Annotated in this window: 19 protein-coding genes and 2 pseudogenes; 14 read left to right on the plus strand and 7 right to left on the minus strand. The window is 41.8% G+C overall.

Annotated features, from left to right (window positions below):
• Nucleotides 1-193: 193 nt before the first annotated feature.
• Nucleotides 194-463, minus strand: a complete 270-nt coding sequence (locus I8748_RS25450) for a hypothetical protein (RefSeq protein WP_214662747.1) — start codon at nucleotides 461-463, stop codon at nucleotides 194-196.
• A 97-nt stretch (nucleotides 464-560) separates the two neighbouring features.
• Between I8748_RS25450 and I8748_RS25455 the strand changes: the two genes are divergently transcribed.
• The 8 genes from I8748_RS25455 to I8748_RS25490 all read left to right on the plus strand — a co-directional run bounded on the left by I8748_RS25455 (nucleotide 561) and on the right by I8748_RS25490 (nucleotide 10,384).
• Nucleotides 561-1,031, plus strand: coding sequence for a hypothetical protein (locus I8748_RS25455; protein WP_198127310.1), 471 nt, complete (start codon nucleotides 561-563; stop codon nucleotides 1,029-1,031).
• Nucleotides 1,032-1,127: 96 nt separating this feature from the next.
• The gene (locus tag I8748_RS25460; RefSeq protein ID WP_198127311.1) at nucleotides 1,128-2,516 is read left to right on the plus strand and encodes a hypothetical protein; all 1,389 of its coding nucleotides are present in this window, start codon (nucleotides 1,128-1,130) and stop codon (nucleotides 2,514-2,516) included.
• A 246-nt stretch (nucleotides 2,517-2,762) separates the two neighbouring features.
• Nucleotides 2,763-4,181, plus strand: a complete 1,419-nt coding sequence (locus I8748_RS25465; protein WP_198127312.1) for a VWA domain-containing protein — start codon at nucleotides 2,763-2,765, stop codon at nucleotides 4,179-4,181.
• A gap of 96 nt (nucleotides 4,182-4,277) precedes the next feature.
• The gene (locus I8748_RS25470) at nucleotides 4,278-5,423 is read left to right on the plus strand and encodes an ATP-binding protein (RefSeq protein ID WP_214662748.1); all 1,146 of its coding nucleotides are present in this window, start codon (nucleotides 4,278-4,280) and stop codon (nucleotides 5,421-5,423) included.
• 133 nt (nucleotides 5,424-5,556) lie between these two features.
• Entirely contained in the window at nucleotides 5,557-8,400 is a 2,844-nt protein-coding gene (locus I8748_RS25475) for a DUF5682 family protein (RefSeq protein ID WP_198127313.1), read from the plus strand.
• A gap of 394 nt (nucleotides 8,401-8,794) precedes the next feature.
• Nucleotides 8,795-9,571: a hypothetical protein gene (locus tag I8748_RS25480; RefSeq protein WP_198127314.1), complete on the plus strand. Its 777-nt coding sequence runs from the start codon at nucleotides 8,795-8,797 to the stop codon at nucleotides 9,569-9,571.
• A 228-nt stretch (nucleotides 9,572-9,799) separates the two neighbouring features.
• On the plus strand, nucleotides 9,800-10,189 hold the full coding sequence (locus I8748_RS25485) for an MAPEG family protein (protein ID WP_198127315.1): 390 nt from the start codon (nucleotides 9,800-9,802) through the stop codon (nucleotides 10,187-10,189).
• A gap of 48 nt (nucleotides 10,190-10,237) precedes the next feature.
• The gene (locus tag I8748_RS25490; RefSeq protein ID WP_198127316.1) at nucleotides 10,238-10,384 is read left to right on the plus strand and encodes a hypothetical protein; all 147 of its coding nucleotides are present in this window, start codon (nucleotides 10,238-10,240) and stop codon (nucleotides 10,382-10,384) included.
• Between the two features lie 29 nt (nucleotides 10,385-10,413).
• Here I8748_RS25490 and I8748_RS25495 read toward each other — a convergent pair whose 3' ends face one another.
• A complete protein-coding gene (locus I8748_RS25495) occupies nucleotides 10,414-10,869 on the minus strand; it encodes a hypothetical protein (protein ID WP_198127317.1) in 456 nt (151 codons plus the stop codon).
• 785 nt (nucleotides 10,870-11,654) lie between these two features.
• On the opposite strand from I8748_RS25495, the gene I8748_RS25500 reads away from it, so the two are divergent.
• The gene (locus I8748_RS25500; RefSeq protein WP_198127318.1) at nucleotides 11,655-12,152 is read left to right on the plus strand and encodes a DUF6174 domain-containing protein; all 498 of its coding nucleotides are present in this window, start codon (nucleotides 11,655-11,657) and stop codon (nucleotides 12,150-12,152) included.
• A 369-nt stretch (nucleotides 12,153-12,521) separates the two neighbouring features.
• On the opposite strand, the gene thrC is transcribed toward I8748_RS25500, so the two are convergent.
• On the minus strand, nucleotides 12,522-13,613 hold the full coding sequence (thrC, locus tag I8748_RS25505) for a threonine synthase (RefSeq protein WP_198127319.1): 1,092 nt from the start codon (nucleotides 13,611-13,613) through the stop codon (nucleotides 12,522-12,524).
• A gap of 84 nt (nucleotides 13,614-13,697) precedes the next feature.
• On the minus strand, nucleotides 13,698-13,850 hold the full coding sequence (locus I8748_RS25510; RefSeq protein WP_198127320.1) for a hypothetical protein: 153 nt from the start codon (nucleotides 13,848-13,850) through the stop codon (nucleotides 13,698-13,700).
• 158 nt (nucleotides 13,851-14,008) lie between these two features.
• Between I8748_RS25510 and I8748_RS25515 the strand changes: the two genes are divergently transcribed.
• The gene (locus tag I8748_RS25515) at nucleotides 14,009-15,136 is read left to right on the plus strand and encodes an acyltransferase family protein (RefSeq protein ID WP_198127321.1); all 1,128 of its coding nucleotides are present in this window, start codon (nucleotides 14,009-14,011) and stop codon (nucleotides 15,134-15,136) included.
• A 543-nt stretch (nucleotides 15,137-15,679) separates the two neighbouring features.
• Here the strand turns inward: I8748_RS25515 and I8748_RS25520 are convergent.
• The 3 genes and pseudogenes from I8748_RS25520 to I8748_RS36490 all read right to left on the minus strand — a co-directional run.
• Nucleotides 15,680-17,377, minus strand: coding sequence for an ATP-grasp domain-containing protein (locus I8748_RS25520; protein WP_198127322.1), 1,698 nt, complete (start codon nucleotides 17,375-17,377; stop codon nucleotides 15,680-15,682).
• A complete protein-coding gene (locus tag I8748_RS25525) occupies nucleotides 17,374-18,162 on the minus strand; it encodes a hypothetical protein (RefSeq protein WP_198127323.1) in 789 nt (262 codons plus the stop codon). Before I8748_RS25525 ends, I8748_RS25520 begins: the two co-directional genes overlap by 4 nt.
• Nucleotides 18,163-18,864: 702 nt before the next feature.
• Nucleotides 18,865-19,620, minus strand: a pseudogene (locus I8748_RS36490) (transposase); the annotation flags it as partial.
• 176 nt (nucleotides 19,621-19,796) lie between these two features.
• On the opposite strand from I8748_RS36490, the gene I8748_RS25535 reads away from it, so the two are divergent.
• From I8748_RS25535 to I8748_RS25545, 4 genes and pseudogenes are all read left to right on the plus strand, one after another.
• Nucleotides 19,797-20,666, plus strand: a complete 870-nt coding sequence (locus I8748_RS25535) for a hypothetical protein (protein ID WP_225896546.1) — start codon at nucleotides 19,797-19,799, stop codon at nucleotides 20,664-20,666.
• Between the two features lie 41 nt (nucleotides 20,667-20,707).
• The gene (locus tag I8748_RS25540; protein WP_198127324.1) at nucleotides 20,708-20,875 is read left to right on the plus strand and encodes a hypothetical protein; all 168 of its coding nucleotides are present in this window, start codon (nucleotides 20,708-20,710) and stop codon (nucleotides 20,873-20,875) included.
• Nucleotides 20,876-20,880: 5 nt separating this feature from the next.
• Complete coding sequence (locus I8748_RS34725; RefSeq protein ID WP_214662749.1) at nucleotides 20,881-21,024, plus strand: hypothetical protein; 144 nt, start codon at nucleotides 20,881-20,883, stop codon at nucleotides 21,022-21,024.
• Between the two features lie 172 nt (nucleotides 21,025-21,196).
• Nucleotides 21,197-21,588 (plus strand): annotated as a pseudogene (locus tag I8748_RS25545) (IS66 family transposase); the annotation flags it as partial.

Genomic DNA, 21,588 nt, shown 5'->3' on the forward strand with positions numbered 1-21,588 from the left:
TGTTGTACCCAAAATAGCTCATTTCCCTAGCAGCACACCGACCAGGAGCAGCATTTCCAGCGAAATCACTACATCGCTTGTCTCGTTTGAGTCCCAGTACTGGTAACGGTTTGGTGTCGAGAAGAAAATATTTTTCACTTTCTCCAACCAATTCCTCCACCCAACTGCGGCGTCAATTCTCTAACATCCCATCTCATTTGCGTAGCCGACGATTAAATTGACTTTGGTCAAGTAAATTAGGAAACCATTCAAAGTAATTTCCCCTGATGAAACCAAGAAATTGTGTTTCTCCAGGAAATGGCAGATAATCCATCAATAGCGCCAGTGTCATGATTTCACTATCGCTCATACTTGCTTTCACCCCTGGTTTTAATAGTGTTATACTTTTTACTTGCTTTTGACACCAATCATCGACCACTACAAAGATTGTTGTAATTACCGTTCCCAAGTCTATGCTAGTCATGGGGGAAGTCTGAGTTGAAAAGCTGCTAACTTTCATCTTCTTACTTCTCCCGCCTTTTTTCCTAATTCACATTAGGCGTGAATTAAAAATTAGTATTATGACTTATTCATCATTTGTATGTTCCAGCCAGAAAAATGCTGCAATGAAGCGGGATATTAAACAGGTTCCGTTTGTTGAGCTTTTCAATCATCGTTTGCAGGGAGTTGTTTCTAGCGGTTCGGATATTGAACGCGTTTATGTTTCTTTTTTTGAAGCGGGAACGCTGGATTTTTATTGCAGTACAAATAATAACCGTCCTTGTGGGGGTTTACGCGGCTATCCCTGCAAGCATTTGGAAGCGGTGATGAAAGAAGCGATCGCAGCTTATGGTATTGACCAAGTTAGCAATTATCTTAAGGTTTCCGGTGATGCAAGTCAAATTAATTCGTTGGTTGACATTCTCAATCGGCGAGGTACAGTCAAAAAGGAACCTACAAGTGAAGTTTTTAGCCGCTTTTTAAATTACCTGCGTTATCTAGAGTTGGAAACGTCAAATTCTCCGCTACCTGAAATGAGTTGGTTCGTTTAAGTAGGAGGCAGGATGCAGGAGGCAGAAGGCAGGAGGCAGAAGGTAAAAACCTTTTTAATCCAAAATCTAAAATCCAAAATCTAAAATGGTACAATCATGGCTTTCACAAGCGCGTTGAATCAATTAAGCGAAAGTAATCAAGTCGCATTTGAGTTGATTGCAGATTTAGATGAGTGTTTTATTACTGGCTTTGCCAATTTAGATCATCAACATCTACAGACTTTGAAGGCTTGGGAACGTATATTTGATGGCACACCATTAGCTCAGTCACTGGCTGATGCGATCGCAGCAATTACAGCGAATGAATTTGTAGATCAACATTTTGCAGTTTTGGCGACTGTGCGTGCATCGATTCAAGGCTCACTATTTGATACATTGCAATCTCAAGTTAAAAATTTGTTGGGAAGAACGCCAATAGCTGAGGTAGAGTTTGCATATGAAACAAAGGAAGTACCAAGCAATATCAAAGTTCTTTTAGCAAGTGTGCGTCACTGGCTAATGGAAATTGCTTTGGTAGGATATGCGCGTCTCGACACAGCTACTTTAGTGCCTTTTTTGGGAACACTCGAACAAATTCAAGCAGAACCTTTATTAGTAAGACAAGCTGCTTTATTAACGGGATATTTTAATGAATTAATGCGTAATATTCCCGCTGTAGATAGTCAAGTGATTCCTGCATATCGTTGGGTTGATTTGTGGATACAGGCGATGTTAGGGACTGTGCGTTTGCCTATTTTGCCGAAGTCACAGCAAATAACTGGAAATTTAGAAATTTTAGGTTTAGATTTGCGACAACATGCCAATTTAGTTAGCTTTACAGCTTATGGTTTATTAAATGCAAATAATCAAACTCAGTTAGTAAGAGTTACCCAGTCAGCTTACAAAGTAGATGCAATTAATAATGAGCAAATTTGGTTATTATTTCCCAAAGCGGCTGATTTACTTGATGCTTTTGCACAAAATCGCGTATTAATTCTCAAAGATATACCCTTACTACCCACTGGTGATTTGCTGTGGCAAGGTCAAGGCGAGCTTGGTCAGGATTATAATTTGATGGAGCGGGCATCAAAATTTTTTGGTGAAAATGCAGGAGATAGCTTAACTTATTGTACAGTTGCACCGAGCGATCGCCATCCCATCCAACTTGCCGAACCGATATTTATCAGTAACTATAAAGTTGTCAAAAAAGACGAAAATCTAATTTTAACTTGGGGTGATGGAGGCGAAATCAGCATTGCTAGCGATCGCATCAGCGCCTTAGCAGAACTAGACTTAGAAACAATTGCCAAATCTAACCAAATATTTGGACTTTTACGTTTCAATGCGGGGAAATGGGCAATTCATCCACTAACTGCCACAATTAAAGGTAAATTAATATATACAGGTCAAACAGCCGCACAAGTAATTTCACGTAAAGATTCCTTGAAAGGTAGCGTCGTCGGAATTCTGCAAGAACGATCTAGCCGTCTACTACGTAAGGGTTGAGGCAAATATTAGCAAAGTGCTGAGTGCTGAGTATAAACGCAGTTATTTCAATAGACTTCTTGCATAAATCTTTTTTTTGTCTCACGCAAAGGCGCAAAGACGCAAAGAAAAGAACGCTAAGAACGACTTTTGCAAGAGGTCTAATGCTTTGAGCCATCACCATTATCCTAACCTATGTAACCACAGCTACACAACTTAGACACAAAAAGACTTTTCACCCAGTCCCCAGTCCCCAATCACCAGCATATGGATACAGAGCAAATTTCCCAACGCCGTCAAGTTGTATACTGGCGCTTGCTAACCAGTATGTTTGGTTTTAGCGAACAAGGTGCCAACTTTGAAAACATGGCGACTGAAGTTGTCAGCGAGTTGAATTTACCGCAATTGATCCTCGACCCTAATATTAGTATTGAAAACTTACTCCACCGCTACCCAGAATTAGAACCAGATTTTAACAATCCCATTATTCCCGAAGACGAAACAGCAGACGCAACCGAAGCAACCTTACGCCGCGCACTTGTTATTTCCAAATTACTACTAAATGCTTTCGGCCCCAACACTCAAAGCGGAGTTGTCACCGCGCAACAATACGCGCAGTGGCTTAAAGATGTGGGATTTTTAGAAAAAGCCTTGGGATGTCAACCGGGAAGTTTGCGAGGACAAGCACCAGGAAGCGGGACAAACGCAGGTAATCAAAATCAGGGTTCTGGTAACGGCGCGGGTATGGGTGCGGGTGCTGGTAGTGGTGGAGGTTTCACCGTCACCGAAGAACAACTACGCGCCACCCTCAAAGCATTGGAAGGCGAGTTAATTCAACGGATGGCTTTGCAAGAAGTCCTCAAAGACGACAGGTTAGCCAGTCAACTAACTCCATCAATGGCTTTGGTAGAACAGCTTTTACGTGAAAAGGCGAATTTATCAGGAAATTCCCTCAAAAACGCCAAACGGTTAATTCAGGAATATGTCAACGAACTAGCAGAAGTGCTACGGTTGCAAGTAGCGCAGGCTGTTGCAGGCAAAATTGATTACTCAGTTCCACCAAAGCGGGTGTTTCGCAACTTAGATTTAAAGCGGACAATTTGGAAAAATCTGACAAACTGGAACCCAGAAGAACAAAGATTATTTGTCGATAGGTTGTATTACCACCACACAGCCAAGAAGAAAACACCAACCAGAATGATTGTAGTGGTTGATCAGTCTGGTTCAATGGTGGATGCAATGGTGCAATGTACTATCCTCGCCTCAATTTTTGCGGGACTTCCTAATGTTGACGTGCATTTATTAGCGTTTGATACTCAAGTCATTGATTTAACAGCTTGGGTACATGATCCCTTTGAAGTGTTGTTGCGGACTAACTTAGGAGGAGGAACGTATATTTATGCAGCATTACAAGAAGCAGCACAAAAGATTTTAGAACCACAAAATACGGTGATGGTGTTGATTTCTGACTTTTACGAAGGTGGTAGCGACCAAGTTTTATTCGACTATATTAAGTCGTTGAAAGAGTCGGGATTACATTTTATTCCGGTGGGTGCGGTGACAAGTTCGGGATATTTCAGTGTTAATCAATGGTTCCGCGACAAGTTGAAGGAGTTGGGTATGCCAATTTTAACTGGGAGTCCGAAGAAGTTGATTGAGGAGTTAAAGAAGGTGATTGTTAGTTAAATACTCTGCGTCTCTGCGTGAGAAAACGAACCGCCAAGACGCCAAGGACGCCAAGAAAGAGTTTAAGAGAGATTTTGAAATCATTAGGAGATAAATATGCCAAGAAGTAAGAGTAATAGTACAAATGTTAAGAATGAAGTGATGTTACGCCAACCTGCGGAGTTGAAGTATGCAGAGGAGTTGGAATATTTAGCTTCTGTTGATAAGAGTGCGAAACCGTTTTCTTGGCGACTTTCGCCGCAAATGGTACGGACTTTTGTGTTGGGAAGTACGCCATCGCAAAAATTAGACCGCCAAATTGAACAGAAATGGTATGGAGATAGCGCGATCGCTGAACGTGCTATTGTCACTTTAGCTTCTGACCGTGGTTTACTGTTAATTGGCGATCCTGGGACTGGTAAAAGTTGGCTGGCTGAGTTACTAGCGGCGGCAATTTCTGGGAATTCGACTTATGTAGTGCAGGGAACTGCGGGAACTACGGAAGACCAAATCAAGTATTCTTGGAACGTGGCGATGGTGATTGCTGCGGGTCAATCTCGTGATTCTTTGATTCCTTCACCAATTATGACGGCGATGCAAAGCGGTGCAATGGGAAGGTTTGAGGAATTAACTCGCTGTACTTCCGATGTTCAAGACGCACTGATATCTATACTGAGTGAAAAGTATATTTCCATTCCTGAACTCAAAGATGATAATGTGGCTTTTGCTCAACCTGGGTTTAATGTAATTGCTACTGCTAATAGTCGGGATAGGGGTGTCAATGAACTTTCTTCGGCATTGAAACGACGGTTTAATTTTGTACATATGCCTGTAGTGACGAATAAGAAGCAAGAAAAAGAAATTATCCTCTTCCGCACCAAGGAGTTGATGAACCGTCACGGCTTTGAAGTCGATGTTCCACCAACTTTATTAGATGTATTATTACAAACCTTTGCAGATTTACGCGAAACCAGTGCAGCAGCAAGTTCCGATGACCAGCGTTTAGAGTCTTCCCTTTCCACTGCTGAACAAATCGGTGTTTTGGAAGATGCAATTTTACACAGCCGTTATTTTGGTGTCGCTAATTTAGAAGCCGGTGTATTAGCAAAGTCCTTAGTTGGCACTTTAGTACGTCGTCAACCAGAGGATATTTCCGTGATGAATAAGTTTTGGCACGCGGTTGTGGAAAAGCGCACTAAAGAAAATAAAGGTGAATGGGAAGCCTTTCTCCAAGGCGGAAAACAAGCGATGGGGTTATTTTAAACATTACGCAAAAACCCTCTTAAACTCTTATTTCTCTGCGTCCTCTGCGTCTTGGCGGTTCGTTTTTCTTTATCTCACGCAAAGGCGCAAAGGCGCAAAGAAGAACGCAAGATATTTGGAAATCTGGTGAATTATGGTTAAGTTGCCAACTGCATTCAACGTACTCCAAGAACAATTACTGAACGCTGCCGAAAAATTTGCTACTGATGCTCAACCTTTAAGCGAGATGCTGACGGCTTTGATGGCAGATGTGGAAAAGGCTAGCAATGAACCTTTGGAAATTTTCCCGGTGTGTCATCATTCACCATCTTCGGCTTTGCAGATGGTGCGGCGGTTGCGGGAGAAGCCGCCGCAAGTGATTTATTTGGAACTTTGCGAAGATTTGCAAAACGCTGTGGAGAATTTGCGTGATTGTAAATTACCTGTGGCTTTGCAAGCTTTTGCGGCTGAGTCGGAAAGTTTTTCACCTAAAATTATGCCGTTGAGTGTGGTTGCACCGATTACCGAAGCTTCGGCGGAATATCAAGCGATCGCATTTGCGCTACAACATCCCGAAACTCAGTTAGTATTTGTTGATAGAGCTGTGGATTTTGTTTTCCAATGGGAACCTCCCGATGTCAAAGCTGTGGAGTCAGAGGAAGCCACCAGTGAGGAAGCAAAAATGCACGGATCGGCGGTTGGGGTGGAGGTGGGTAGCCTTGTACCGACTTTTGAGGAATTTTTAAGCTTTTTGCTGCAAAACTCCAATACACGCCATTTTTCGGAATGGTGGGATGAATATGTGGAGACAGCTATTATTAACGCAGATTATGAAACTTACCGCCAAATCATGTTTCTCATCGGTAGCTTGATGCGGCGTTTGGGAAGTCGCAAACGCGATATCGAAATCGACCGTCAACGGGAAAGCTATATGTGGACTTGCATGAAAAAACATATGCAAGCAAATAAAATTAAACCGGAAGCAGCGATATATATCTGCGGTGCAGCACATGCAGCTAGCGATGTGCCAGAATATAGCGTCACTAATAATAATGTTTGGGAAATTCCTCAACGCACAACAACTAAATGGCTGTACGGTTTGATTCCTTCGAGTTTTGCTGCTATCGAATATCAATTCCGTCATCCGGCGGGTACGGTGTCGCTGGCGGAAACAAGTTGGAAAAAGAATCTTAAAGTTACAGGTTTAAAGGGTTTTTCGTTAAATAAAGAAGATAAAGTTGGTAAGGTTCAGCAAAAATCAATTGCAGCTAAATCAACTAATTCTAGCCTGACAGCCTTTTTAACTCGTCCGCCAGAACTCGCCGCCGCAGACACAGAACAACTTTTGCAGTGGTGTGCTGATATTGTGGGATTGGCGCGAAAAAATGGCTATTTGGCAAGTACCGCAGATTCCATCGCTATTTACCAAACTTCGATGTTGCTGGCTGGAATGCGGAACCGGATGCACCCCACACCCTACGATTTTCAAGATGCAGCCATAACTTGTTTAGAAAAAGACCGCACTCCCAAAAAACGCAACATTTACCAGCTTTGCCAAATTTTACTCGGTGGCGATCGCATTGGTACGGTTGGTTATGCTTCTTTACCTCCTTTAGCACAAGATGTTTACGACAGGCTGCAACCTTTGTCAGTCAACTTGTTAGCGCAAACTAACCAACGCGCTTTAATGGATTTTAAACAACAACCCGAACTTCTACCATGTTCGGATGTATTATGGCGATTGCATTATTTGTTAAGCGATCGCATTGTAAAACCAATTATGGGCGATCGGAGTCTCGGTTCTAAACCAATTCAGGAATCTTGGGAAATTCGCATCGGGAAATACCAGCGCGATATTATTATGCTTGGTTACGAGGGTGTAAGTCTCGAACAGGTTCTCGAACAGCGTCTCAAGAAAGCAGCCTTTTCCCCCCAAGCACAAACCAGCGATGTTCTCAAAGCCACTGAAGATAGCATTTTATACGCTTGTAGCTTCCGATTAACCCAAGAACTCGGCGAACATGCAATCTTTCTCCTCAAACAAGAAACTGGTGTCAGCGATGCACCACAAGTATTTGAGCGAGTGCGGCGGCTAGTACATTATTATCGCACCACACCATCAGGTTTACCTGAGTGGATAGAGCATTTTGTCACCACAGGCTACGGTCATTACGCAACATTACTACCCCAAGCCTTTGCCGATAGAGGCACAACTCCTGAACAAATTGCCGGCATGTTGGGTTTTATTTTCACTCTCGAAAGTTTAGCATTATCTTTAGGTTGCAACCGCAGTCAATTATTGATAGGTGTCAAACAATCTAGCCAAGGTTTAGAAGACCCCGCCAAACTTGGTTTATTGTGGACAACTGAATGGTTGCTGACACTGCGAAAGCTAGAAGAAATCCGCGAATTCTTTGATGAAGTAATTAGCAATGAAATGTTAATTAGTTCTTTTCCAGAATACTTAAACGGTTTTATCTTATCTCTAACATTTGCACCCCGAATCAGCCGTTTTGTTGTGGAGTTGCTAAGTAAATTATTTGCCACAGTTCCCGACAAGATTTTATTACCTTGGTTGCCGAGTCTAATTCTTAGATTACGACCTCATGCCCAAATTTTGCAAGTCTTAATCAAAGAAGCAGCAAGTAATTTCCCAAATAAGTTAGCTGGTTTTGAAAACTGGGTTCCTGCTTGGTCAAAGCAGCAACCTGAGATTGCAGAAAATTTGCAACAAGTTGAGGCTAAACCTGCACTCAACGAAAATGAGGTGAAAATCAGAGAATTACTGTTTAATTCACCAGCATCTACAAACGCTTTTGCTAAATTCTTAGGAGTTGAGAAATTAACTTGGCAAGAAAATTTAGACAAAAATATAAATTTTCAAAATCAATTATCTGAGAAAGAACTCAAAACACAAGAATTAATTTTTACCCATCCAGTAACATTAAATTACTTTGCTGGACTAATTAATTCAAGTCAGTCAGAGGATGTCTCTTAAGTTAAAAATATCATGCCCAACAAAGTGACAGCCCAGTGAAGCACAGTATTGCAGTAGACATCATTAAACACAATTGATAAACTATATAGTTTTTTAGTTATAAAACTAATTAAATTATCTTTATATAACTTACGCACTGTACAAATTAACCATAATGTGTATTACAGTACTTAGTCGTTTCAAGCGCTTCGTATACCCGTAATTTATTCGCATATTTGCGATCGCTGGATGCTAGAAATGGCTGAAATAACCAAATTGTGGATAGTACTTATGTACGATGCGTAAGTCCTACTTTATATATTTAGTGTAAATTTATCAACAAAATCAAGTAAAGTTGCGCTTTTAAGCGCGTAAATATAATAGCTTCTAAGTGGAAACAAAACCGCTGTTTAACATGTTTTTACCTGCTTTTAACCCATTAAATGCTGCTTCGACCGCTATCAAAAATTTATTGATGGCTGCTGCTGGAACAACCTTGATAACTTTAGGAATAGGAGAAACAACACAAGCAGCTACCATTGATACAACCAGTAGCTGGAACGGAGTCAACTATATTTGGCCTTTCGGTGAATTTAATACTGGTACATATGGGCAAACATTTACTGTACCTGAAACCGACAATGTTATTACTTCTTTTACTTTCTTCCTAGATGAGTACGATGGATTAGACGTTGTAGACTTTGCTGCCTATTTAGCGAAATGGGATGGTACTAAAGCAACAGGTTCTATACTGTACGAGAGCAAGGCTCAATCAATTGATAATGTACCAGGATTTCAGGAATTTACCTTTAATACAGGTGAAATTAGCCTAAATCCAGGAGAACAGTATGTGGCTTTCCTAAGTGCTTCAAACTTTTTTGACGGAGAAGAAGGCACAGGAAAGTTGGGCTACATTGCCGGTATTGATGATATCTATAGTGGCGCAGGCGATGTTTATTCTGGAGGAAGCTTTGTCTTCTTGAATAATGGTTCAGACTTTAGTCTCTTAACAACAACCCCGTGGGAAACTTTTGTTGGCCTAGGCTTGGGCGACACTGCATTCAAAGTTACTTTCCAATCACCAACACCTGTACCTGAACCATTAAGCCTTGGAGGAGTAACAGTTGCAGGCTTACTAGGAATGTGGTTGACGAAAAAGCAAGCAGCTAGAAAAAATCATCAATGCACATGAGCGGGAGGCTATAGACCAATACGGTTTGGTTGAGAAAGATACCTCTCCGGGGCGTACAGCTGTACGCCCCGGAGAGTCAAACCATGTGTCGCAAAGATTATTGAAATTGGTATTATCTGTTGAGGCGAGCGGGGGGAGTGAAGAAGTGAAAAAAATAACCCTCTTTCCTCCCCAGCTTATCCGAACCGTATTGTCCTAAAATCAGCTTAATATCGCCTTTTAAGTTGAATGACACCTGATCTTATTTGTCTGTTAATTCTAGCACTGTGGTCAATTCCACTCAATCACATTCCTGCACTCGCTCGTGTAGCCTACTCAGATATCAGTTGGGGAATGGGAAACCGAGAAAAAATGCCTGATGTACCACCGTGGGTGGAACGTGCAGACCGGGCCCAGCGAAATCATCATGACAATTTAGCCATGATTGCAGTGGTGATTTTCACTGCACAAATAACAGGGCAAAGCGATAAAATCACTGCGATCGCATCAATTGTGATTGTCGTGTCTAGAATATTGCATGGTCTTGTCTACATTTTTGGGATCATCGGTATCCGTTCATTGGCGTACTTGGTTGCTGTATTGGCAATGTTAGCAATCGTTTGGCGGATTTTGACTTAAAGTAATGTAAAGAATGTCTCAACCCTTCTTTGCATCAAAGAGGGGTTGTTGCAAATTACAGCAGTTTTCATTTATTTAGACCACAAATTTGCCTTCTTCTTTGCGCTTTTGCAACGGCAGTTGCTTCAAGTCGGCAAAGCCGCCCAACGCACTGCCTCGCCTTTGCGTGAGGCACAAAATGATGTGGTTCATTAACCTGAAAATCGCTGTAAATGTGTTTTAGCTTAGCAACCGCGACGGTAATTACTGTGCCGATAGTCGTAGTGTCTTAGATAATGGCAGTACAAGGGATCGGAAACTCCTTGATAGTAATTATTGTACCGATTGTGATACCGCCTACGGTAATAAATATTTTCGGGATAGTATCGCTGATGACGGTTATAATTTCTGTACCTTTGATGATATTGCCTACGATAACGATAATAACGACGATGCCTTCTATAATGGTGGCGGTGTTTTCGATCTTTTAATTTTTCCGTATCAGCTTGCCAATCTTCCTCAACTGAATTTACAAAGTAATTCACTTCATCTTGATTTGCCTTTGTCTGAACAACTCGTAAGTCTAAATAATTCTCAGGAGTTGGTAGCGTCTGCAAGCTATTTTTTTCAGATGCTGTGGCTATCTCAAATCCGAGGCAACTGGGCAATAATAAAATACTGATTACCAATTTCCAAAACACTGTTTCATGCTCCTAATTTCTTGCTCACTGGCTTCCCTAGGGAATACCTGCTGTGTCAGGCTCTGGCAGAAATAGGATTTACGCAGTGAAACAAAAAAATCAAGCCTTGTTTCTATTCAAGGAAAAATAGAGCCTTTATAAATTATCTACCATATAGGTTTTGGAAAGTATAGTTATTAGCGATCGCTAATCAATTATTTTCAAAATAGTTATTATTTCTTAACAAGATTTTGAGATTCAAAATGTCACCTGTATATGATGATGTTTTTTGACTGACGAGCAACAGTACAAAACTGTCCCTACGACTGAATACAATTACTAGTGCGATCGCAACTGCTAAAATTACGTGAAAAAACAAGTTGTGATTATTTATGATGACAACAATAGTACCTCTGAGTTGATAAAAATTTATTCAATTACCAGAAACTAAGCCTGTGAATCAATTTATTAATGGTTATAGTTGTTGAGTTTTATTAAAAAATAAACTTGCCGTGAGTCCCAGACGGAATGAAACTGGAGAAAACTTTTGCGCCTGGCGATCGCACTTTCACAAAGCAGACATTCAACCATAAAGTTAGTCAGATTCTGAGTTTGGCAAACTTTTTAATTTGAATGCTTTCTTAACTAAATCTAATACTTCTTTAAAAAAGGCGTAAAACCTTACAGGTACTGACTTTGCTTATCTGATTAGCCTGCCAAATAAGAATTTTAATCAAAAGATAAAGTGGATTTAAACAACTGAATAAATTAATATATTGATAGTTATTGAAAATAAATGAATAGATATGCGTTTACCGATTGTTATCAGTGCAGCATTGTTGGTATCTCTAGGTCTGAACCTACCAGTAGTCTCCCAACCTCCCATAGAAATAGCACATTCGCAAAAAAATAATAATAAATTAGATGCAAGACGATTACAATTTAATCGCAATTTGTGGAATAAGCAAAATATTTCCAACTATCGTTACACCTTTAGCAACAGCTGCTTTTGTATTCCAGATGCTAGAGGCCCAGTAATCATTGAAGTACGTAACGGCGAAACAACTTCTATTACTTCTGTGGAAACTGGTCAACCAGTTGACCCACAATACTTTCAACAATACAATACAATACCCAAGCTTTTTAATGTCATTCAAGATGGCATTAACCGTAACGCATACAGCCTGGATGTGCGGTATGATGCTAGACTAGGCTATCCTACCCAAATTAATATTGATTATGACAGCCAGATAGCTGATGAAGAAATATATCTCACAATTGAGAATTTTCAGGTAATTCAATAAATTAAGCTTTTCCACATCAAGATTGTATATCTAATGGTGTTGACTGATAACTAATGACTATCATCGGTTATCGGTCAACTGCCTTATCTGGTTGTTCTTAGTCCTTAGAGGATGTTTGTCAAGTCGTAAAGTCTACTCAAAACCCCTCTCCAAACCTCTCCCCGAAGCGGAGAGAGGCTTTGAAACCCCCATTTCCTCATAGGGAAGGGAGAGTAGGGGGTTAGCTTTGGAAGCTTTTGTTGTTAGTAATAATACTTTTCAAACATCCTCTTAGTCCTTTGTAATTACAAAGGACTAAGGACTAATGACTAATGACAGTCCTTAACCAGATAATTTACAATTTGGACGCAATTAGCTTATTCAACAGTTTCAAAATCCCATTGCCTTAGCTACTGCCCCTAATTCAGCCTCAATACCCTGTTTAAACTGACTTTGACTGTGCTTAATGGCTGTATCTGGGTCTTTCAAACCATTGCCTGTCAGTACACAAACCACTGTGGCGCCAGTGGGAACTTGGTCTTTGACTTGCAACAACCCTGCTACGGAAGCAGCACTAGCAGGTTCGCAGAAAATACCTTCCGATGAAGCTAAAAGTCGATACGCGTCTAGAATTTCTGCATCAGTCACAGCGTGGAAATTTCCCTGACTTGCTGATTGTGCTGCGATCGCTTTTTCCCAACTGGCAGGTTTGCCAATGCGAATTGCTGTGGCTAGAGTTTCGGGATGATCTACTGGTTTACCAGTGACTAAAGGCGCTGCACCTGCTGCTTGGAATCCCATCATCTTGGGCAGGCGATCGCATTTTCCAGCTTGGTGATATTGACAAAAACCCATCCAATATGCTGTGATATTCCCCGCATTTCCTACAGGGATACACAGCCAATCTGGGGCATCACCCAGCACATCGACAATTTCAAAGGCTGCTGTTTTCTGTCCTTCCAAGCGGTAGGGATTGACCGAATTTACCAAAGTGATGGGATAGCTTTCTGCCATCTCCCGGACAATTTCCAGTGCTTGGTCAAAATTACCCTTAATTGCCAGTACTTCAGCCCCATAAAGCAACGCCTGTGCCAACTTCCCTAGCGCCACATAGCCATCGGGAATCAGTACAAAAGCACTCATACCTCCACGTCTGGCATAAGCCGCTGCGGCTGCGGAGGTATTACCTGTGCTAGCACAGATTACAGCCTTTGCCCCGCTTTCCTTCGCTTTAGAAATTGCCATTGTCATACCCCGGTCTTTAAAGCTACCAGTGGGGTTCAGACCGTCGTATTTTACAAACACACGTACTTGTCTGCCAATTCGCTCTGCGATCGCCGGCACCGGAATCAGCGGAGTGTTACCTTCTAACAAGGTGACAACAGGTGTTTTTTCACTAACAGGCAGGTACTCACGATAGGCTTCTATCAGCCCGGGCCAAGGTTGGCGATGAGATTTAGCAACAGACAAGCTCACAGTCACGGGATTTAAAACTTTTTAACTTATAGAATGTCACTTTATCATATAGGAGTTATGAGCCAGTGGTCAGTTGTTAGTTGTCAGTTGTCATTTACGCTTAATTTGATACGGCTGGGGATGAAGAATTTCAATTGCAGGGGCTGAGGGCTGGGTGCGGTGTAGAAAAGTTAATTCCAACAGTTCTACAGCAATTATACTCAACAAACCAATTAGAGTCTTCATGCCATCAACGGTTAACATAGAAGAAACATTACAATAACTAATCGATAAAAATCTCAATAGCCTTTTGTCAAAAATACTTAACCAAATTTTACCTTGTATTAGAGTATATAAACTTTGCTTGATAACATGCATCAGGCAGGCTAGTTTAGATAGTCATTCAAGACCAAATTCTGCCCATGCGCCTGACTTCACTGGATGTTTTCCGTGGCATAACCATCGTCGGTATGATTCTCGTCAATATGGTGGGAGTCGCAGATGATGTATATCCACCCTTAGCCCATGCCGAGTGGCATGGCTGCACACCAACTGATTTGGTATTTCCCTTCTTTCTGTTCATTGTCGGTGTAGCCATGACTTTCTCCCTGTCGAAGTACACCGAAGCCAACAAACCCACTAAAGCTGTTTATTGGCGAATTTTACGCCGCGCCGCCATTCTCTTTGCCTTGGGCTTACTGTTGAATGGATTTTGGAATAAGGGTGTGTGGACTTTTGACTTAAGTAACATCCGGTTTATGGGGGTGTTGCAGCGCATCAGCCTAACTTACCTACTGGCTTCCCTGGCAGTTCTTAACCTGCCACGCAAAGGGCAATGGATACTAGCAGCAGTGTTACTCATCGGCTACTGGTTGGCACTGATGTACATACCAGTTCCCGGTTATGGCGCGGGAGTGCTGACACGGGATGGCAACTTAGGCGCTTATATTGACCGCCTGATTATACCCAAAGCCCATCTGTATGCAGGCGATAGTTACAAAAACCTGGGAGATCCAGAGGGACTATTCAGCACCATCCCTGCCATTGTGAGTGTCTTGGCTGGCTACTTCACAGGGCAATGGATACGCAGCCAACCTGTGCAGTCGCGCACAAGTATAGGGCTAGCATTATTTGGCATTGGTTGCTTAATTATGGGTTGGGCGTGGGGGTGGACATTCCCCATCAACAAAAAGCTGTGGACGAGTTCCTACGTTGTTTTCACCAACGGTTGGGCATTATTGTTGCTAGCAGCTTGTTACGAACTCATCGAAGTGCGGCTGATACGTCGCTGGAGTAGAGCTTTTGAAATTATGGGCTTAAATGCGATCGCTCTTTTCGTGGCATCCGTGTTAATAATTAAAATCTTAGTCAAAACCAGCATCGGCACAGGAGAAAACGCTCCCAGCACCTACAATTGGATTTATCAGAACATTTTCGCATCTTGGGCAGGCACACTCAACGGTTCACTGTTATTTGGCCTAGTCACCGTCTTATTATGGTTAGCAGTTGGCATTTTTATGTATCGCCAACGCTGGTTTATCAAAGTCTAACCTCTGCATTCTTCCACCAGACCCAAAGACATTAAAAAACCTTTGCGTCTCTGCGCGACGCCACTTGTTACCCTGCGGGTTCCGCGTTAGCGGTACAAGTCGGGGAACCGCGCTCTTTGCAGTGGCTCCTCTGCGTGAGCTAATTTCATCCTACTCCTCTGCATTAAAATCCACCTTAGAGACTTCATCGATACGCTTTGCCAAGGACTTAGAGAATTAATGGACATACCAGAAAGATTACGTTCACTTACGAATTTTCCACATTTGAGAATTACGTTTTAGAACGCGGATTAGTATAACTTGACTTCTCGGTCTTGATCGTCTTAATTTTTAGCAATATCCCTGATTTACTTACTGCTTTCTCTGTGTGCCAGTTTTAGGTGCGGAATGTGGGATGTAAGGTTTTCCTTTCAATGACATTAGTTTATTAAGACGACAAATAATCCGTTAACCAACATTTCTGCAAATCTCAACCTGTGCTTCTCTTCTCCCTCTGGTGACTGAACTAAGAGATGTAACCGAACGGTATCGGGTAAGCTTTAATCACCAATATAGTAGCCATTGACCATTGTGATATACGCCGTGACCTTGCAGAGTTATGCGTTCATCACCAGGATGAACTTGAGCGATCGCAGCAATTTGGTGCAGTGAATGTCCATAATGTACTACAATATTACCTACCGTGTAAGCATGAAAACTTTTATTTCTAAAGCGTTTCATCACTTCCACATCGCCTAAATAATTAGGATCACGACTATTAGTATATTCATCATAAGTTAAATCCCAAACATTCAGCCCGCCACCCAAATGAGGCAGTTTGATTGGCAAAGTAAAAGAAATTGTCTGTTGAAAATCAATCTGTTCTTGGTCTTGCCAATGGAGATTTTGATATTGTAGGTCAAAATGTACTGATGCTGTTGGTTTAGTAAAAATTGCTGGTGTTTCCCAAATATGAAATCCAGGTAAAGCAAAAGTTGAATGATAACTAACTGGTGCTTGCAGTTGTTTTTCTAAAGAATTTTTAACTAATTCATAAAGCCAAGCAAAATGTGATTTTAACAGCGAGTTGAATTGTTTAGCCCTCGTGTAATAATCACCGCTCAATTCAGGGAAATTTAAAAAATCTAAATAAGATGCTGTTCCTAATGTGAAAAAACTAACTGGCTCTTGACCTCTAGCAATCCAATTTTCTCGTAAGCTTTGAATAGTTGAATAAATCTTATCACATTGTTGTTCTGTTAATATTTCATCTTGAATAATTTCAGGAAGTTTCCCCAAACCAGTAGAATCATCTTGTGAATTTTCCTCCCTGATTTGCATTACTGTAACGCTTCTGTGAACTGTTCCCTGACCCTTGCCTGCTTGCAGTAATGCTAAAAGTGAATCAGTAATTTTTCCTTCGGCTCTAATATCATAGCCATCATATCCCGGCATTGGATTCGCTTCTAAACACCAATATTGATTATCTTCTGTTACCTTAAAATCCCAGCCAGCAAATTGTAAACCAAAGGCAGCAGTAGCTTGAATAATTTGTGTAGTTAAAGATTCAGGTAATTGCCAAGGAGAATATTTTGCTTGTTGATAAGAACGGCGATAATCTATTTGAGGACAATTAATAATTTCTGCGTGAACCTGATCTCCAACAACATGGGCGCGGACATCTGCACCGGCTACATATCTTTGCAAATGTACTGGCCCTTGGGATGGGTGAAAATCTAAAAATTCTTCTGCTTCAACTAAGCGACTATCAGCACGAATACCCGATGCAGGTTTGACGATGGTTTGACCAACACTTGCAAAAGTTGCCAAAAGTTCGGGATCAGAACTGGTGATGCTGGGAGGAACATTAAAACCCCAAGATTGCAAAGAATATTCATGCAATGGTTTAGAAGAATTATCAGTACGACCACCAGGACGATTAATTACTACGCCAGGAATATGTTCTAACCAAACACAAAGAGCAGCTAATAAACTCCGCCAACGCATGGCTGCAACCATGTCTGATTGCACACTAGAAAGGTCAATAATCCGGCAATAATAAGCACCGTGGGGATCTAATGGATATTTTTTGTCACCCACACTTAGCCAACTCATGCCATCATCAGGAAGTGCTAACCGCCAGTCTCCTGAAACAATCACCTCTCTGAGGTTAATTGCTTGTAACTCAACACTGCGCCGGGCTGTTTGACGGACGAAATGACGAAAAGTTCGGTCAGAGTCAATTCCAATGGCGTAAATCATGAGAATAAAACCTCCAAGAGTGCGGGAGCAAATACAGACCAAACAAATTGAATTTGTTCCATTAAGGGAAAAGAATCGATACGAGCAATAGTTGCAGTTTCTAAGTTTTCGGAAATACTCCAGGTGACAGTACCGAATGTCAAGTCTAAATTTCTAATCAAAGAAATACTTTGTTGTTCTAGCTCTAAATGTTCTAGAGAAACAGTAGTGGAACGCCAAGCTTTATCTTCTAAAACAACAACAATTTCATAACCAGGGTCAATATCTGCCCAACGTCCTCTATAAGGCCCTTCTCCTTGGGGTGTATTGGGGTACGCTGTGGTGTTATATGTAACTAAATCTTGGACGTACCATTGTTGGTTAAGTTTGGGAGTGTGCAGTGGTAAAATTTGGGAAGAAAATATTTCAATATCGTTTTCCACACAGCCTGCACGCATTGCTGTTAATACAGAAGAATATGAGGTTTTTCCCCATATACTATGAGGTGTGGGGCGATTAATCACTGGGGATTTGTTAAGTGTGGCAGCTGCCCATAAAGTTGAGAGACATTCACCATAAATAAATGAATCATCAAAACTGGTTCTGATGGTAGATGGTGGTTGAATTCTGAGTAATATTGGAATGTCAGGGGTAACAATAACTTGTCCATCTTCCGTGACAATGGAGAATAAGCGAGCCGCATCACAGACATTAAAAATATCAGCAGTGTAGCCAGTTTGCTGCACTAAATCAAGAACTTCGGTACAAAAGCGATCGCTGCGATCGCCTACAATTATCAAATCCATTGTCTTAAATTATTTACTATAAAAGTAATACTAATTCGTAATTCGTAATTGGAGAGACGATTCGGCGAATCGTCTGTACTTCAAATATGGTTTGGGTTTCGGGGGAGCGAATGTGTTACCGGATAGATAATTGGTGTCAAAGGCAGAAAGCAGTTCACGCAAGTATGGCTGTCAGGTTAGGAAACAGACCGCTATCCTGAATTCAGGAAGCAGTCTTCATCAAACAAGTTTCACAGCTAAAGATGAAAGATATCTTTTCTCTAATATCCTCTTTTAGGCACTAGAAACGCTATCTTGCCTTCTACTGATACCGTTGGCGAATTCCCCAAACACTTCAACTGAACCGATTAGTTCAGTAATGAAACGATTGAGAACCTTCTGAGCAGTTTTATACCCAGTAGCTTGCTTACCCAATTTCAGATCAGACAAAATGCGAGCGCGTAAAATTTCAAGTTCTGAAGTCGGTGGCAACCTAACAGACTGTTTTGCGATCGCGGTATCAGATATTTGATCTAATTCGCTCTGCCGTGTAATACTCGGTTGAGGTTCGTTTTCCCCAAGATGGGAAGCTAAAAATTCTAGGTCTTCCCGTGTAATACAAGGGTTAGCGTTATGTTTAACAATGTGTTCTAAATAGTCAGCCCTGGTTAAACCTAAACATTCAGAGGCCATCCCTAACCTCTTCCAGGTATCATTAGTCAGCTGTAACCAAACCTGACGCAAGACTTCTATGGCTGGCAGTTGTCGTAGTTCAATGGAGGAAGCTTGGGAATAGATGTTATCGAGTAAATAAAAGCCATCAGCCCCAATTGTTTGGGCTAAAACTTCTCGCTCTGAAGCTGTTCTAGGTAATCGGGTATCTTCAAAACGTCTGCTATAGCGGTCATACCACTCGACCGGAGCTAGTGACTTCAGCCAAATGGGTGCAACTTCAGCCACAGCATTCAAGGCATACCGCAGAGTTTCTCCTAAATGCTCCAGTCTTGTTAACTCCCTGACCACAGTTAATATATGAGTTGAGTCAGTGCGCTGTTTTCCCCTTGCTGACAGTAGTTTGAGTTGCTGAAATTTCGACAGCATCAAGTCTAGTATTTGTCGCTCAACTCCACCTGTAATTAATCGGTCACGGAATTCGCTCAAAACACTAAAGTCAAAACCGGGGTCTGTCAACTCCAACGACAAAGCATATTTCCAGTCAATTCGTCCTTGAACTGCTTGCGCTGCTTGTCTGTCCGAAAGATTTTCTAAATATTGCATCACCAGTATCATGGCCAATCGCCAAGGTGCTTGTGCGGGTTGACCAACTTGCGGATAAACACAGGCGAAGTCTTCATCCTGATAAAACACCCCAAGTTCATCACGCAGTCGCATATAAAGACTACCTTTTGGAAATGCGGCTTTGGCTACACGAAACGTTTCATCAGGAATAGGAAGAATTTCTTCGGGATGTAAACACATATACTTCCCTCCAAAGGTATTTCTTCTAGTTTATTAATAATTGAGGCAGCCATCTTATTTTTTTTTCTTTCCGTGTAATACACGGAAAGGCGAGTTTATCTTTCCCATGTATTACACGGAAATCCTGCCGTTTTTATGTTAAGTAATGTTTCGCCAACGGTATCCGTATCTCGGCTTTGAACCATCCAGCTACAGCAACCATCGACGTTACTGCTGTTGAAGTTCCAGAAATGACCGAAGCGGAAATTAGCGATCGCCTACACTTAGAACGAAAAGTAGAACGGGCATTCTTTGAAGCGGGTAAGGCGTTAGCAGAGTTACGCGATCGCAGGCTCTACCGCTCTACACATCGCACCTTTGAGGAGTATTGTAAGGACAGGTTTGGATTTGAGCGCCGTCATCCTTACAGATTAATCGAAGCTTCGGCTGTGTTTGATAATCTCATGAAAATGTGTCCAAATTGGACACAAAATAAAGTTGAAACTGACACTGCTGAAATACGTTCTGATGATGGTCAAATCCTGCCCACAGCAGAGGGACAAGTCCGCCCCCTTACGAAGCTAGAACCCCAACAGCAGCAACAAGTATGGCTTAAGGCTGTGGAGGAAGCTGGTGGCAAAGTCCCGTCTGCCAGGATTGTCAAAGATGTAGTGCAGCAAATAATGGAGAGAACGCAAGTACCCAATACTTACCAGTTAGGCGAGGTCTGCCAAATCCTTGCTCTTGACAACCCCGACCTCAAGGGCAAGAGTGGGTGCTGGGCAATTGTTAGCCAGGTGAATGACTTTAGCTGCAAAGTAAAAATGTGGGATGGTGAGTACACTGTTGGAGTGAAGCATCTCAAGTCTTATGAATACTTGCCTGGAGAGTGTGAGCAGATGCGGCTGTTGTGCGATCGCATCCACAAGCTAAGGAACAACGAAAACTTAGAAGAAGCTGCCCGTGCTATGTTGAGGCAATTAGGAGAACTGAAGCGTCCATATTTGACGGCTTTGGAAGAGAAGCTGTTAAATGTAGTAGAGAAAGAATATGCAATTGTAGATTAGAACAGAGTTCGCAGCAGCAAATAATCATCGCGGGTTTGTAGGTGCGATCGCCTTTATTTGTGGAGAGCGATCGCTGTAACTTGAAGAAGATTTTGGACAAGGTTTGTCAGGAGAAGTTAGACAAGTTGCAAGCTGACAGGACTTATAATTTCGTTAAGGCATTAAGCTGCGCGATCGCTCTTTTGGAAAAAGAAAATGGACACCAATAACAAAAATGGAAGAAGAAAATGGACACAGAGCCGCTTTAATACTACTTTTGGGCGACTTTTCCCTAGAACCGGATTCCTCACAAACATTGCTCCTGCGCTGCGATCGCTATTATCAAAACCGTTATCTTGCATATAGGCATAGGGTTTGAGCAGTTTAGTTTTCTTTTATGCTATTTTTTGGACGTTTTTGTCAGGAGAAGTTGGACATCCATTTTGTCAGGTAAAGTTGGACAACCTGTCCAAAATCTTCTTCAAGTCACAAAAATAAACGCACATTAGAGACGTTGACACACCTAAGTTCAAATACGGGAATTCCCGTAATTCAGTTATATCAAGTATTTCAATGACTTAGCTGGAGCTACTGCCGGCCAGCTTTTACGTTCTTTACGTGATAAAGCCGCTCAATGGTGGTATTTTCTTGACAACCCTGAAGTTCCCCCTGATAACAATCAGGCTGAACGTTCGCTACGTTTGGCTGTCACGAAACGCAAGGTTAATGGTGGTTCCCTTTCGATGGAGCGATTTCAACACACTGCCAATTTACTGACGGTGGTGCAGACTTGAGGCAGCGCGTTGGGCGGCGAGCCGCTCTTGTTGCGACTGCCGTGCCGTCGTCAAGGTCGGAGGGAATTGATTTTTTTGCACAAGCTCTAATTGCTGACTCCAATAATTATCAGTCTCGCCCTTCTTTACTTCCGCAATATTACACCTGA

The organism is Amazonocrinis nigriterrae CENA67 (assembly GCF_016056305.1).
GTDB lineage: Bacteria > Cyanobacteriota > Cyanobacteriia > Cyanobacteriales > Nostocaceae > Amazonocrinis > Amazonocrinis nigriterrae.